A 14,171-nucleotide genomic window follows, 5' to 3' on the forward strand; every position below is an offset into this window, starting at 1 on the left:
CACTCATTAGGAGTGCCCTGTTATGTAGCAAATTATTCAGCGGTTTCCTCTGCAGGAGCAGCTTCCTCTACAACAGGAGCGGCTTCTTCCTCAGCGGCTTCCTCTACGGGAGCTGCCTTTGCAGGAGCCTGCTCGTCCTCGGGAAGGAGAGCTCTCATTGAAAGGCTTACGCGCTTTTTGTCAAAGTCGATTGCAGTAATCTTAGCCTGAACCTTCTCGCCTACAGAAAGAACGTCAGCAGGCTTTTCGATTCTCTTGTTTGCAATTTGAGAAATGTGGATAAGACCGTCGATACCGGGGATGATGTTAGCGAAAGCGCCGAAGGTTGTAAGGCCTACAATTGTAGCCTCAACAACCGTGCCCTCGGGATAATCTCTCTTAAGGATCTCCCACGGATTGTCCTCAGCGTTCTTAAAGCCGAGAGAAATCTTCTTTGTCTCCTCGTTGATGTCCTTAACGTAAACGTCAACGGTGTCGCCAATGTTAACAACCTCGGAAGGATGCTTGATGTGAGTCCATGAAAGCTCGGAAATGTGAATCATACCGAATACGCCGCCGAGGTCTACGAACGCGCCGTAGCTTGTGAGCGACTTAACAACGCCCTTGTAACGCTTGCCAACCTCGCAGGTCTTCCAGAATTCCTCACGCTGAGCGGCTCTGCGCTCTTTAAGTACGCTGCGGATTGAGCCGATTGCTCTCTTAAATCTGCCGCGCTGTGAAACCTCGATAAGTCTGAAATCAACTTCCTGACCAACGAGATCCTCGAGCTTTTCGTCGCGAGAAGCGGTAGCCTGTGAAGCCGGAATAAAGATTCTTACGCCGTTGTAAACAGCGATTACGCCGCCCTTAACTGCCTCGACAATCTTGCTTGTGAGGATTTCCTGAGAGTCTACCTTATCCTGGAGCTCCTCCCAGCCCTTCTGAGCGTCAACTCTGCGCTTGGAAAGCATAATTGTGCCTTCCTGGTCGTTTGTCTTCATAATCAGCAGTTCAATTTCGTCACCAATCTTTACTACATCTTCAGGCTTCACGTTAGGATCGTTGGAAAGCTCGCTTACAGGAACAAAGCCTGTCTGTTTTCTGCCAACGTCAACCTGTACTTCATTAGGCGCGATGCTGATGACTGTACCCATTACCCTCTCATTAGTATTTAAATTTTTGAGGGATTCTTCAAGCATCTCCTCAAAAGATTCTTCAAAATTTGTTGTTTCACCGGATTTAATCTCTTCACTCATTGTATCCAGTACCTCCTTTATTATCCTTGCAGGTGTTGAAGCGCCTGCAGTTACGCCTATTTGTTTTGCAGCGCGGACGCGTGACAAATCGAGCTCATTTGCGGTTTCTATCAAAACCGTGCCGGGGCACTGCCTTTTACAGATGTTAAAAAGCTTGCCTGTGTTGGAGCTGTGACGATCTCCTATAACTATCATAAAGTCCGACTGAGCGGCAATCTGTTCCGCCTCGCTCTGCCTAACTGACGTAGCATTACATATTGTATCAAATATTTTTGCATTTGTACATACTTTTTTTATCTTTTTTACAGATTTTTTCCATTCTTTTGTGTCAAAAGTGGTCTGAGCGGCAACTTTTACCTGTTTATAATTCTTTTCAGGAATTATATCCAAAATTTTGTCTAATTCTTCCTCATTGTTGAAGGTGTAAAAGTCGCCCTTGCAGTTGCTTATAATACCCTCAACCTCGGGATGCTCCGGGTTGCCTGCGACGAGTACAACGTCTGTTTCGGGATTTGCCTGCGACACAATGCGGTGGATTTTTTTGACGAACGGACAGGTCGCGTCGCGGTAGTCGATTTTCTTTTCGTTAAGCTCGTCGATAACCGACTTTTTAACTCCGTGCGAGCGGATGACAAGCGTTTCGCCTTCCTTTAGCTCGTCGATACTCTCAATCGGACGGCAGCCGCGCTCCTTTAGCTCGCGGACTACCTCCATATTGTGGATAATCGGTCCGAGGGTGCATACCCTTGCCCCCTCGCCTATTAAATCGTTTACTATATTGATTGCGCGGTTTACGCCGTAGCAAAAGCCTGCGGAATCAGCCTTTTTTATAATCATTAAGGTCCTGCTCCCTCATCTTTTTGATTTCGTCCATAATCATTGTAGTGCCTTTTTTAAGCTCGCGGCGGTCGCCTGCCGTGGTGAGTCCGAGCTCCTGAGCAGAGAGCGGCTTGCCGAAGTGAATTACCCTTTTTGCAAAGGTGTGCTTGGGATTGCCGACGATTGTAATGCACGCCGGAACAACGGGAACCTGCATTTGCTGGGCTACAAGCGCACAGCCGCTTCGGGGACGCATAAGCTCGCCGGTCTTGCTTCTGCCGCCCTCGATGAAGATTGTCATAGCGTTGCCCTCGCGGATAATGTCCTCGCCGGTTTTAATCGCCTTGCCGTCGCCTGCGCCGCGGTCAACCGGAAACGCTCCGAGAGCGCGGATTACAGCGCCTGCGAATTTATTTTTGAAAAGCTCGACCTTCGCCATAAAATAGAGCCTTCTTTTAATGCAAAGCCCGAGCAGTACGGGATCCGAAAAAGAAAGATGGTTACAGGCGAGGATAAAACCGCCCTGCTTGGGGATATTATCGCTGCCGATATTTTTATAGCGGTACAAAAGCTTATACGCCGGCATCAGGATAACCTTGCCGATAGTATAAAGTATTTTTGACTGAGCCATCAGATAGTCTCCTTTATGACAGAAATGATTTTTTCCACGCTCTGCTCAAAGTCGAGCTCGGTGGTATCGACAATCACGCAGCCCTCGGCAGGCTTTAGCGGTGCTGTCGCGCGGTGGGAATCGTTATAATCGCGCTCTTTAACGTCGCTTAAAATATCCTCGTAATTTACGTCCATTCCCTTTTCCAAAAGCTCCTTGTATCTGCGCTGAGCCCTTGCCTCGGGCGAGGCTGTCAGGAAAATCTTGACCTGAGCGTCGGGAAGTACGACCGTGCCGATGTCTCTGCCGTCCATAATTACGTTGTGGGTTTTTGCCATATTCCTCTGCAAGTCGAGCAAAAACGCCCTTACCTTGGGGATTGCGGAGATTTTTGAAGCCGTCATTGAGGCTTCGGGAGTGCGGATAAAGCCCGACACGTCCTCGCCGTTAAGCAGGACAATCTGCTCACCCTTATCGTTAAAGGTCAAGTCAACCTTTGTCTTTGCCAAAAGCGCGTCAACTTCGGGAGAATCGACGGGTTCAATGCCGTCGAGCGTTGCGGCGTAGCCGATAGTGCGGTAAAGCGCGCCTGTGTCTACATAGATAAAATCGAGCGCTTTTGCGGCGCGTTTTGCGATTGAAGATTTGCCTGCTCCTGCAGGGCCGTCAAGTGCGACTGCTGTATACATAATATAAATTCCTTTCCGTTATTATAGGCAATACCGCATAATTCCGGTGTGCGGTGCTGCCTATAGATAAGCTGAGTTTTGTCCGGCGAGCCTGCCGGTGCTCCACGCGATTTGAAGGTTAAAGCCGCCTGTGTAAGCGTCGCAGTCGATTACCTCGCCTGCAAAGTAAAGTCCGCTTACAAGCTTGCTTTCCATTGTTTTCGGGTTAATTTCCGAGGTTTTTACTCCGCCCGAGGTGACGATTGCCTCCTCAATCGGGCGGAAACCGCCGATTTCTACCGTAAAGCCCTTTAGGATTTCGCAGAGGGCATGGCGTTCCTCTTTTGTGATTACATTGCATTTTTTGTCAAACGGCACTCCCCAGCGCTTTAGCACGGGAATGATAATCTTCCTCGGCAAGAGCTTTGAGAACGAGTTTGAAACGTCCTTGTTCGCGTTTATTCTGAATTCGTTTTGAAGCCTTTTGTCAAGCTGCGCAAAGTCGAGAGCCGGTTTGAGGTCGATTACCGCGGTGTACTCGCCCTTTTTGATATCCCTGATATGCGAGCTTGCGGAGAGAATCATCGGGCCGCTTATGCCGAAATGTGTAAAGAGCATTTCACCAAAATCGGAGTATACTTCTTTTTTAGAATTATTATCGACTATTTTCAAGCCTACATTTTTAAGCGCCAAGCCCTGCATTGACTTGCACTCTCCGTCGGGGCTTTCAAGAGGTACAAGCGAGGGTTTAAGCTCTGTAACGGTATGCCCTGCCTGCTTTGCGAGCAGATAGCCGTCGCCTGTCGAGCCTGTGAGCGGATAGCTTTTTCCGCCGCAGCAGACAATAACGCTGTCGGCGTAGAAGGTATTTTCCTCACACTTTACGCCTGCGATATAACTGTCCTCGATAATCAGCGTCTTTGCAGTGTCGTGAACTTTTTTAACTCCGCTGTCCTTTACAAAGCCGTAGAGCGTATCTACAACGTCAACCGCCTTGTCGGATACGGGGAACACTCGGTTTCCGCGTTCGGTTTTGAGTTCAAGACCTAAGCCTTCAAAAAAGCCCATAACGTCAGCGGTGGAAAAGTTGTTAATTGCGGAGTACAAAAACCTGCCGTTGACGGGGACGTTATTAATAAAAGTCTGGTTATCGCAGTTATTTGTCAGGTTGCACCTGCCCTTGCCGGTTATCATAATCTTCCTGCCGACCTTGGAGTTTTTCTCTATCAGCGTAACGCCTGCGCCGAGCTGTGCGGCTGTTCCTGCCGCCATCAAGCCTGCCGCGCCTGCGCCGACTACTATTACCTTTTTACTTGTCATCGGTTTTCTTCTCGTTTTCGTCGTGGCTTGCGTAAACGTCCTCGCGGTTCCAAACCTGCTCGAGCTCGCGGAAGGTTTCGGTAACCTCGTCCTTTTTCTTAAGAACCGTGGCGACAATCAGCGCGTTGATAAGGCTGAGCGGCGCTACGAGCGAATCGACGATTGAAGCCATATCGCTGCGCGCGATGAGCACGGAGTCTGCCGAGCTGATAAGCGGAGAAGCCATACTGTCGGTGATTGCGATTGAATGTGCGCCGCGGCGGCGCGCAAAGTCCATAGCCTCTATCGCCATTTTGCTGTAGCGAGGAAACGAAATTCCGATAATCACGTCGTCGCTTGTCATTCTGAAAATATTTTCATATGTGGTAGTTGCGCTGGTGGTGTTGATAACGATAACGTTGTTGTCGAAAATCAGCTCAAAATAATACGCCAAAAAGCTTGCGATTGCGGCGGTTGAGCGCACTCCGAAGATGTAAATTCTCTTAGCCTTGCAAATTTCGTCAACAGCGCGGTCAAAGTCCTCGTGCGAGGTCTCCTCAATCGTCCTGCGGATTTTTTCGATATCCTGATTCAGCACGCTGTCGAGCACGTTGTTGTTACCGATACGGCTCGAAGTAACTTCAATTCTCTGCACCGAGGTGAGCTTGTTGCGAATCATCTCCTGCATAGCCTTTTGAAGCTTGGGATAGCCGTCGTAGCCGAGCTCGGTCGCAAATCTTACGACAGTACTCTCGGAAACGCCGACTGTTTCTCCGAGCTTAGAGGCGGTCATAAACGCCGCCTTATCGTAATGCTCCTCGATGTACAGGGCAATTCGCTTTTGTCCCTTCGAGAAGCTGTTCATCATCAAATCTATTCTTGTAAGAAGATGTGTAATCATTTACTTACTCCCTAACTTTTTAGTCTGACATTCATTTTATCACATCATCCTGCATTTTTCAATAATTTTGCAGGTAAAATACAAAATTTTAATAATATTTTTGAAATTAGCGGCTGTTTATATTGCAAAAATAAGGCAATTATGGTAAGATTAGCATATCAACTAACAAATTTACATTGGGAGAATATGATGATTGCGATTATTGACTACGGCGCAGGCAATATTCAGAGCGTGAGCAAGGCGCTTAAGCACATTGGCTGCGACTGCTTTATCACCAACAAAAAGGATGAGATTTTATCTGCCGACGGCGCGGTTCTGCCGGGCGTAGGCTCGTTCGGAGACACCGTTGACAGCCTTAATAAATACGGAATTAAAGAGGCTGTTATCGAGTTCATAAACAGCGGCAAGCCGTTTTTGGGAATTTGCTTAGGCTTACAGCTCCTTTTCCCAGGAAGCGAGGAAAGCGAAGGCGCTGAGGGCTTGGGAGTTTTTGACGGAACGATTACCAAAATCCCTAACGGCGACGGCTTGAAAATTCCGCATATGGGCTGGAACAGTTTGAAAATCACAAAGGACAGCCGCCTCTTTAAAGGTATAGAGGAAAACCCCTACGTTTACTTTGTTCATTCGTACTTCCTCAACGCCGCCGACAAGAGCATTGTTGCGGCTCAGACCGAGTACGGCGTGACGATTGACGCGGCTGTTGAAAAGGGCAACGTTTTTGCCACCCAATTCCACCCCGAAAAAAGCGGAAACACAGGACTGAGAATTCTTAAAAACTTTGTCGATATTGTAGGAGGTTAAAGATGTACGCAAAAAGAATTATCCCCTGCCTCGACGTAAAAAACGGCAGAGTTGTAAAGGGTATGAGCTTTGTAAACCTCGTTGACGCAGGCGATCCGGTGGAGTGCGCAAAGCAGTACGATGTTCAGGGCGCGGATGAGCTTGTGTTCCTCGACATCACCGCGTCGAGCGATTCGAGAAATATTACTATTGATATGGTGGAAAAGGTCGCGAATACTATCTTCATCCCCTTCACCGTAGGCGGCGGAATCAGGAGCGTTGACGACTTTAACGCGCTGCTCAGGGCAGGAGCCGACAAGGTTTCGGTAAACTCTGCGGCGGTTCACCGTCCCGAGCTTATCAGCGAGGCGGCGTATAAGTTCGGCAGTCAGTGCGTTGTCGCGGCGATTGACGCAAAGCGCAGCGGCGACAGCTGGGAGGTCTATGTTAACGGCGGCAGAACCCCGATGGGCATTGACGCGGTTGAGTGGGCTGTTAAGTGCGAAAGCTTGGGCGCAGGCGAAATTTTGCTGACAAGTATGGACGAGGACGGACAGAAAAAGGGCTATGACCTTGCACTCACAAGGGCGGTATCCGAAAAAGTCGGAATCCCTGTTATCGCAAGCGGCGGCGCCGGAGCGCTGGAGCATTTTTACGACGCCTTCACCGTCGGCAAAGCCGACGCGGTTTTGGCGGCTTCGCTGTTCCACTTTGGTGAAATCCCGATCCCCGAGCTAAAAAAGTATCTCAACGAAAAAGACATCCCCGTAAGGCTATAATAAAAACTGACCTTGTTTGTCGATGACAGACAAGGTCTTATTTTTATATATACATTTTCACTAAAAAAACATGCTTATTTTTGGATTGTGTTCCGATTATGTTCCGATTATATGTATGATACAATTAATATGTATAGATATGTAAAGGTTATACAATCTATGAGAGCAAAAAGTATTAGCCGTATTCCGGCTGTGGTACTATGCCTGATGCTTATCGTATCGTGCATACCCTTCCAGGCTTCGGCTGAAACAATTACCGAAACCGTTTCTATGACAGAGGGCGACGTAATTAAAGAGTTTGCCGCCGCTGACTCAGAATGTGTTTCTTCCGATCCAAGCGTCGCGTGGGTTGACAATGACGGCAGCCTCAACGCGCTCAAAACCGGTACGGCAACAATTACCGTTCCGAACGGCGACGATACCACCGAGTACACCGTCACCGTATCAGATTACACCGACGGTTCGGCAGTTGCCGGTAATCTTAAGATTCTTGCCCGTTTCAACGACTCAATGCAGTTTTATGACGGCCATGTTTATCTTATCTTTACATCATACCATGACGGTGTGACAATCAACGTTCCCGACCTTTATGCCGCTTATACTATTGACGACCAATATTATAAGGACATTAACGAGGATATCGCGAACGGTTCTAACCACACAGACAAAAACACCGACAAGTACTTCACCTTCTCAGACACAACAAAGTCTGTCACCCTTAACCGCGGAGAGGTTGTTACCATCGGTATGTACCGCGACTTTGACCTGAGCGTTCCGCAGGCGGCTCTGGGTTCTATCAAGAACAGCTCCGCTTGGGCAACACTGGAAAAAGCAGGCAAGGCCATGGTTTTGGCAAGCTGCGAGGCAAACGATAATATCTCTGTTATCTACGATATTGAGGTTTATGAAAACGCTGAGGATATGGTGAAGTTCTCCTTTGACGACAGCAGCAGAGAGACCATCTATACATATGAGAATGACGGCGGTACCGTAGTTATCCCCTATTCCGGATACCTTGTAAAGAAGGGCTCAGAAGTAACAATTATACCTGTTCCCGAAGAAAGCAAGGCGGTATTCTGGATTACTGCCAACGATTCTTACGTAATGCCCAACGAAAAGCTGACGGTTAATACGGATACCGAGGTAAAGGTTCGTTACGCCGACGCAGAAATGACAGGTATGCCCAAGGAGATTAAGCTTAAGGCTATGGGCGATACTTACCGGCTTAATGCGGCTGCCAAGTACACAGGCTTGTTAAGCTTTGTCGCTCCGTATGATCAGAGCATTACATACGTAATCTCTGATCCTGTAATAAGCGTTGACGAAAACGGTCTTATCACCGTAGTCGGGGATATTCCCGAGGACGGCAAGGTGGTTTATGTTACCGCGTATGCCGGTTCAAGCGGCAACAGCGTATCCGCCATGACAAAGGTAACCCTCGGTGATTACAAGGGCTCGCGCGTTGTAGGTAAGATGACAATTTCCTCGCGCAGGATCACCACGAAAGAATTTATGTCGCACGGCTGTCTCACCTTCACAACCTATGAGGATGTGGACTTGAACACAAGCTACTACGACTACTACAGACCTGACGACAGATATAACGACCTTATGGTTGACTATATGAAGAATCCCGAGAAGTACACCTCGGATCCGGCTATTTACAACGACAACGATTTGGGATTAGAGGACAGGATGTCTTACTTTACAACCAATCCCAAGGGCGCGAACTCAGAGCCTGAGAACATTTCGCTGGTTGCAGGCGAAAGCATTACCGTATCAAACTACGGCTTTGACCCGACAAATATGATTGCTATCAGAAGGGCGCTTGAGGGTAGTCTTTACCAGGACAGCAAAGCAACTCAGGAGCTTGTAAAGCAGATGAATTTGTACTCCGAAGGCAGCGAGGAATTTGACGGAGCAGTGGCATTTGACAGCCTTGTTGATACTCTTAAACAGATGTTTGCGGTATCAGGCTCAATGGGTCATAACCCTGCGGACGGTCAATCCGAGGGCGGTATGACCATTAACCGCGAGATATATAACCAGTTTAGACGCAACGACTCACAGCTTCCAAACAACTACTACGAGGTTGAAATCACCGCCGACGAGCTCGAATTGATGAAGAGTTATCTTGCGAATCCCGAGAACAACCGTTACTCCCTCTTTAACAAGAACTGCGCTTCCGGCGCTGTTGATATGTGGAACACAACGCTTGCCGACAGACCTGAGTACAAGCTCACTGCGAACTACTCAACTATCGCTACCGAGCCGATGTTGCTTTACTTTGAGCTCGGTCAGATGGCAAAGCAAGACCTTGACGGCAAGGCAGGAACAGACTTTGTTCCCCACACCGTAAGATACACGGATGAAATCATTGATACCATCGAGAAGATTAAGGCAATCGGAGAGGTTGAGCTCACCGACGAGTGCAAGGCGAAGATTGACTCCGCCCGTGAGGCTTACGACGCCTTGACCGACGGCGAAAAGGAGCGCGTATGGAATTACGACGATCTTGTTCAGGCTGAGCAGACCTATGAAGCCCTTAAGAAAGCTAAAGAGGACAAGGAGCCCAAGGCATTAATCGGAGACGTTAATAACGACGGCATAGTTGACGTTATGGACTCTATCCTCATTCAGAGATACACAACCGACAAAGTTGAGCTCACCGACGAGCAGCTCTATGTTGCCGACGTTAACGACGACGGACAGGTTGACGTTATCGACGCTATGCAAATTCAGAAGTACTCTGTAGAAAAGATTACTGAATTTGACAAAAAGGCATAAGCTGAATAATTAACCACATATAACAAAACAGCTGTTATCCGCTTAGGGTAACAGCTGTTTTTATGTTTGAGTTATTCAGCCCTCAATATAGAGGTTGTAAATATAGTTCATATCAACGTTGCCGTTAATTCCGCCTACATAACCGTTGTCTGAGTACTGCCAAACGTCGCAGGCTACGGAGTTTGAGCTTGCCCATTCGGCGTCCCAAATTGAATAGCCCTTTTGACGGAACAAGTCGGTATTCAGCTTGTTGTTATGAGCAAAAACGCTTCCGCTTGCATAAATGCCGGCCTTGTAGCCCTTCGCCTTAAGAGCGTCACAAAATGCAACCGACATATTCGTAAGCGTTGCCTGTGAGTTTATCTTCAGGGAATACGGATCCTCTACGTCGTAATAGAACGGCAAATCAAGCTTTCTTCCGCCGAGCACCTTTATACACGCCTGAGCCTCAGCCTTTGCTTCACTAAGGTTTTCGGCGCACATATACCAGTATGAGCCGATTTTAAGTCCTGCGGCACGAGCCTTGTTGTAGTTGTTCACAAACTGATTGTCCGCGGTGGTTTTGAAGCCTGCGCGGACAATAACGTAATTTATGCCCGACGCCTTTAGCTTGTTAAAGTCAACATTTCCGCCCTGCCAGGACGAAACGTCAACGCATTTTATGTTGCTTCCGCTGACTGTCACGGTGCACTTTGCGGTAACGCCGTTATATGTCTTTGCGGTTATTACGGCTGTGCCGAGCGCCTTTGCCTTAAGCGTTACAAGATATCCCGAGCGGCTCTCAATGCTGACAGCCTTGTTTGAGCTTGTCCACTCGAGAGTATAGGGCGTGTTGTACGAGCCGTCGTTGAAGAACTCCTTAAGGCGGATAACGTCGCCCACCTTGATATTGCATTTCGTCGCGTTGAGCGTTACGGTTTTCGGAGCAGGCTTAACGGTAATATCCGCGTAAGCCCTGAAACCGTTTTGAAGCTGACAGTAAATTCTGGTTTTTCCAGCGGAAACGCCTGTCATAAGTCCGTTTGTCCTGCCGATTACCGCGATATTTTCATTCTCGGAATAATATTCCTTGGAGATTACCGCCTTGCCGTCCTCGGCGTAGCTTACAAAACCGAGCATCTCTCCCACGCCTGCGGTTACGGAGGAAACGTTAAGCCTTACCGTAGGAGATAGTTCTTTTACTTCAACCTCACATTTTGCGGTTACGCCGTTAATAAGCTTGCAGACTACCTTTGCTTTTCCCAAGCCTACGGCGGTGAATTCGCCTGTGCGGTAATCTACGTCTACGACGCTTTCGTCGGTAGAGTAGAAAAATCTGTTGGCGGCGAAATGACCGTTGCCGACAACAAAGCTGTTGAGGTCAAAGCCTTCTCCCAAACCGACAACAAGCGACGGCGTGTTCATAATAAGCGCCTCGGCTTCCAGTCCTATATACACAACACATTCGTCATGCAAGCCGTTTGCCGCGGAGCAGGTAACGGTTATTATTCCCGTTTTATGAGGGATAATCATTCCGCTGTCACTAATTACCGCAACACTTTCATCCGAGGATGTATATGTAACCTCTGCCGCGTCGGTGGACAAACTGACAAAATACGTCTCGTTAATGCCCATATAAACGAGCTTTTCGTCAAATGACAGATATGAAGCGTTAATATCTTCCGAAGCTTCTGTGGCAGGCTCTGTAGTAACAGGCTGTTCGGTAACTTCCTCTGTCGTCAACGGTTCGGTTAATTCTTCGGTAACTTCCTCTGTTGTCCGGGGTTCGGTTACTTCCTCGGTAACTTCCTCTGTTGTCAACGGTTCGGTTACTTCTTCGGTCGTTTCTTCCTCAGTCACTTCTTCCGTAATCTCAGTTGACTGTTGAGCCGTGGTGTTCTCAAAGGTAGGCTCAACAGGACCGTTATCGCGATAGCTCTGGTATTCGTCGCTGTTAATGTTAACAAGCCCTGCCGTGTGCATTTGTATAAGCGACGCATCGGTTACCGTTACGAACCCGTCAAAATTAACGTCGTAAAGCGTAGACTTCGCTTCGGTAAGCTCCTCCATATACGCGCAGTAGCGCTGTATTACGGTCGCGTCCTTTACGTCAAAATGGTAAGACCTGCTGTCGCTCATTTCTACCCATTCTTCACTTTCAGCGGCAAAACCCGAAACGCACGACACTGCCGAGAGCGTTACAAAAGCTGAAAGTAAAGCGGATATTATTCTTTTTGTTTTTACTAACATAAAACTCCTTCAATACGTTTTTAATTCTTTATGCGTATTAAATTATATATCAAACAGTGTCAATTTGTCAATAGAATGACAAAACAAAACAAAATATAACACTAATAAAATACAGCCTAAAACAGGTAAATGTTTCAGGCTGTGGTGGATTATTTTTCTATTATAGAATTATACGCCGTATATGCGGCGGAAATGTCCATATTGCAGGTCAGCACATAGAACTTTGTAAGATGAAGCAAACGCTCCAAATTGACGAGCATTTTTTCGGCTGTTTCGCGGTTTACCATACGCGCGGTTTGGAAGTAGAGCTTTTGTATAATCTCTTTGTTGTCGGGAATTCTTACGGAATTTTCCTCTCCCCTCTCGACAAAGATTATCGCCTTTAACGGATAACTTTCATTCAGCGCGATACCGCTTCCGCCGTCAAACGGCGTGCCGTAAGCTTGAGCGTGGTCGTCGTAAAGCCTGACGACAGGCTTGTCGTCATTCATTATATGCACCTTATCCCCGAAAGCCTTTAGCCATAGCTTGGTGTGAGTGCTCTTTCCTACTCCCGAATCGGCAGAAAAAAGGTACGCTCCGTTATTGTAAATCAAAGCCGACGAATGGACGAGCATTGTATTATATTTAATAATTTTTCTGTTGAAAACACCGCTAAAAGCCAAATTTTCTATTTGACCTATGGTTGTACCCACTGCAGCTTTGCTCATCAGTTGTTGCAGATAGTTTTCAGAAACCTCTAAACAAAAATCTGTTTCCCTTTCTCCGCAATAAATAAACGGCTCAGCGAGTCGCTTTGTATTATCATATTTTGCGTTGAATTCCGTAACAAAATCCGCAATTAAATATCTCATAGACTCTCCGGCAAATAACAGTACAGGCTCACAAAAGGTGAGCCTGTATTAGTATAATTCGTTTATAGAATATTACTCGATAACAATCAAGCCTGCAGCATGTTTTTGAATTAAAAGCGCGTCAAGAACGTCAGCATAACCGTCGCGGTTTACATCAGCACGCGCAAATTCAACCTCGCTGAAAACAATTGTTTCTGCTGCATATTTTTGAACCATCAAAGCGTCAAGCACGTCAATTTCATTGTCATCATTAACGTCGCCGAGTTTTATTCCGGTCAAAACATACGGAATATTACGCCTGATAGCGTATTCATAGGCATACGAACCATATTCAACGCCGAGAGTAATGTCGTCGATATTCTGAAAAGCAGAATTTGCGATATCAGTAACCGTAGCAGGAATCTCAATATAATTCAGGCTTGAACAGCCGTCAAAAGCATAGTAACCAATTCTTGTAATGGAATCATTCAGGGTTACAGAGCTTAACGATGAACATCCCTGGAAGCATTGGTTAGGAACTTCGCCGTTTTGAGACTGAATATTAACAGCTTCAAGCGAAGTGCAGTTTTGAAATGCTGCTGTCTCAAAGCTAGTGACCGTAGAGGGAATGGTCACCTCACCGCCGAGGTTAGTACATCCGCTGAACGCAAAGCTGCCGATTCGTCTGAGAAAAGCAATGTTTGAAAAATCAACGGAAGTGATTTCCGTATTATTAAGGAATGCGCGGTTACGTATATCCACCACATACCTATAGTTGATATAGTAAGGAATCTGAACCTCGGTAACGCCCTCTGCTGCGCCGCAGATTGTAACCTCATCATTGTTAAGATAAGTGTAAAGCAAGCCGTTATCATAGTAAATGGTCTCCGCGAACGCGGCAGAGCATGAAACGCAGCCAATCAGCACCGCCACCAGCAGAACAGACAGTCTTTTGAATATCTTTTTCATATTCATCACCATGTTTATTCATTGATATAAGTACAGGCAGCACAGTGGATGTACTGCCTGTACAGAGTCAAGCCGGTTAAGCTTTAGAGGAATTTTATCCTAAATTGAATTCCTCGTTACCGTAATCATCACCGGTACGGCCGGGATTCTCCGGCTTCGGATCATATTTCTCCGGATCATACGATGCGGTCAAAAGATCCTCCTTCAACTTAAATGAGTAAAATTCCCATTCAGGAGAAGCGTATTCTTTTTTCATTGA

The 14,171-nt window shown here is 47.1% G+C and carries 12 protein-coding genes; 3 read left to right on the forward strand and 9 right to left on the reverse strand.

From position 1 onward, the window contains the following. Positions 1-32: 32 nt before the first annotated feature. Genes AB1I50_RS02545 through AB1I50_RS02565 form a run of 5 tightly spaced genes read right to left on the reverse strand, consistent with a single transcriptional unit; the run spans position 33 to position 5,532 of the window. Positions 33-2,072 carry a bifunctional 4-hydroxy-3-methylbut-2-enyl diphosphate reductase/30S ribosomal protein S1 gene (locus AB1I50_RS02545; protein ID WP_407724642.1) on the reverse strand — a complete coding sequence of 680 codons (2,040 nt, stop codon included), beginning with the start codon at positions 2,070-2,072 and terminating at the stop codon, positions 33-35. Beyond that, positions 2,053-2,685: a lysophospholipid acyltransferase family protein gene (locus tag AB1I50_RS02550; RefSeq protein ID WP_407724643.1), complete on the reverse strand. Its 633-nt coding sequence runs from the start codon at positions 2,683-2,685 to the stop codon at positions 2,053-2,055. The genes AB1I50_RS02545 and AB1I50_RS02550 overlap by 20 nt, the downstream gene beginning before the upstream one ends. Then, the gene (gene cmk / locus AB1I50_RS02555) at positions 2,685-3,353 is read right to left on the reverse strand and encodes a (d)CMP kinase (RefSeq protein WP_407724644.1); all 669 of its coding nucleotides are present in this window, start codon (positions 3,351-3,353) and stop codon (positions 2,685-2,687) included. Before cmk ends, AB1I50_RS02550 begins: the two co-directional genes overlap by 1 nt. Before the next feature lie 60 nt (positions 3,354-3,413). After that, entirely contained in the window at positions 3,414-4,652 is a 1,239-nt protein-coding gene (locus AB1I50_RS02560; protein ID WP_407724645.1) for a BaiN/RdsA family NAD(P)/FAD-dependent oxidoreductase, read from the reverse strand. Continuing rightward, complete coding sequence (locus tag AB1I50_RS02565; protein ID WP_407724646.1) at positions 4,642-5,532, reverse strand: MurR/RpiR family transcriptional regulator; 891 nt, start codon at positions 5,530-5,532, stop codon at positions 4,642-4,644. The genes AB1I50_RS02560 and AB1I50_RS02565 overlap by 11 nt, the downstream gene beginning before the upstream one ends. Positions 5,533-5,721: 189 nt before the next feature. Between AB1I50_RS02565 and hisH the strand changes: the two genes are divergently transcribed. From hisH to AB1I50_RS02580, 3 genes are all read left to right on the forward strand, one after another. After that, positions 5,722-6,336: an imidazole glycerol phosphate synthase subunit HisH gene (gene hisH / locus AB1I50_RS02570; protein WP_407725312.1), complete on the forward strand. Its 615-nt coding sequence runs from the start codon at positions 5,722-5,724 to the stop codon at positions 6,334-6,336. Positions 6,337-6,338: 2 nt separating this feature from the next. Next, positions 6,339-7,094 carry an imidazole glycerol phosphate synthase subunit HisF gene (hisF, locus tag AB1I50_RS02575; protein WP_407724647.1) on the forward strand — a complete coding sequence of 252 codons (756 nt, stop codon included), beginning with the start codon at positions 6,339-6,341 and terminating at the stop codon, positions 7,092-7,094. A 159-nt stretch (positions 7,095-7,253) separates the two neighbouring features. Further along, positions 7,254-9,881, forward strand: a complete 2,628-nt coding sequence (locus AB1I50_RS02580) for a dockerin type I domain-containing protein (protein ID WP_407724648.1) — start codon at positions 7,254-7,256, stop codon at positions 9,879-9,881. 75 nt (positions 9,882-9,956) lie between these two features. Here AB1I50_RS02580 and AB1I50_RS02585 read toward each other — a convergent pair whose 3' ends face one another. From AB1I50_RS02585 to AB1I50_RS02600, 4 genes are all read right to left on the reverse strand, one after another. Further along, positions 9,957-12,110: a GH25 family lysozyme gene (locus tag AB1I50_RS02585; protein ID WP_407724649.1), complete on the reverse strand. Its 2,154-nt coding sequence runs from the start codon at positions 12,108-12,110 to the stop codon at positions 9,957-9,959. 149 nt (positions 12,111-12,259) lie between these two features. Next, on the reverse strand, positions 12,260-12,964 hold the full coding sequence (locus AB1I50_RS02590) for a hypothetical protein (protein ID WP_407724650.1): 705 nt from the start codon (positions 12,962-12,964) through the stop codon (positions 12,260-12,262). Positions 12,965-13,036: 72 nt separating this feature from the next. Beyond that, a complete protein-coding gene (locus AB1I50_RS02595) occupies positions 13,037-13,912 on the reverse strand; it encodes a leucine-rich repeat protein (RefSeq protein ID WP_407724651.1) in 876 nt (291 codons plus the stop codon). 94 nt (positions 13,913-14,006) lie between these two features. Beyond that, entirely contained in the window at positions 14,007-14,168 is a 162-nt protein-coding gene (locus AB1I50_RS02600) for a hypothetical protein (protein ID WP_407724652.1), read from the reverse strand. Between the last annotated feature and the right edge of the window lie 3 nt (positions 14,169-14,171).

This window comes from Ruminococcus sp. NATIVEDY161 (assembly GCF_045819895.1).
In the GTDB taxonomy this organism is placed as follows: Bacteria; Bacillota; Clostridia; order Oscillospirales; family Acutalibacteraceae; genus Ruminococcoides.

What these genes read in the sequence shown, in the direction of transcription:
- AB1I50_RS02545 (WP_407724642.1), bottom strand. Translation starts at nt 2,072, where the DNA reads ATGATTATAAAAAAGGCTGATTCCGCAGGCTTTTGCTACGGCGTAAAC.
- AB1I50_RS02550 (WP_407724643.1), bottom strand. Translation starts at nt 2,685, where the DNA reads ATGGCTCAGTCAAAAATACTTTATACTATCGGCAAGGTTATCCTGATG.
- cmk (WP_407724644.1), bottom strand. Translation starts at nt 3,353, where the DNA reads ATGTATACAGCAGTCGCACTTGACGGCCCTGCAGGAGCAGGCAAATCT.
- AB1I50_RS02560 (WP_407724645.1), bottom strand. Translation starts at nt 4,652, where the DNA reads ATGACAAGTAAAAAGGTAATAGTAGTCGGCGCAGGCGCGGCAGGCTTG.
- AB1I50_RS02565 (WP_407724646.1), bottom strand. Translation starts at nt 5,532, where the DNA reads ATGATTACACATCTTCTTACAAGAATAGATTTGATGATGAACAGCTTC.
- hisH (WP_407725312.1), top strand. Translation starts at nt 5,722, where the DNA reads ATGATTGCGATTATTGACTACGGCGCAGGCAATATTCAGAGCGTGAGC.
- hisF (WP_407724647.1), top strand. Translation starts at nt 6,339, where the DNA reads ATGTACGCAAAAAGAATTATCCCCTGCCTCGACGTAAAAAACGGCAGA.
- AB1I50_RS02580 (WP_407724648.1), top strand. Translation starts at nt 7,254, where the DNA reads ATGAGAGCAAAAAGTATTAGCCGTATTCCGGCTGTGGTACTATGCCTG.
- AB1I50_RS02585 (WP_407724649.1), bottom strand. Translation starts at nt 12,110, where the DNA reads ATGTTAGTAAAAACAAAAAGAATAATATCCGCTTTACTTTCAGCTTTT.
- AB1I50_RS02590 (WP_407724650.1), bottom strand. Translation starts at nt 12,964, where the DNA reads ATGAGATATTTAATTGCGGATTTTGTTACGGAATTCAACGCAAAATAT.
- AB1I50_RS02595 (WP_407724651.1), bottom strand. Translation starts at nt 13,912, where the DNA reads ATGAAAAAGATATTCAAAAGACTGTCTGTTCTGCTGGTGGCGGTGCTG.
- AB1I50_RS02600 (WP_407724652.1), bottom strand. Translation starts at nt 14,168, where the DNA reads ATGAAAAAAGAATACGCTTCTCCTGAATGGGAATTTTACTCATTTAAG.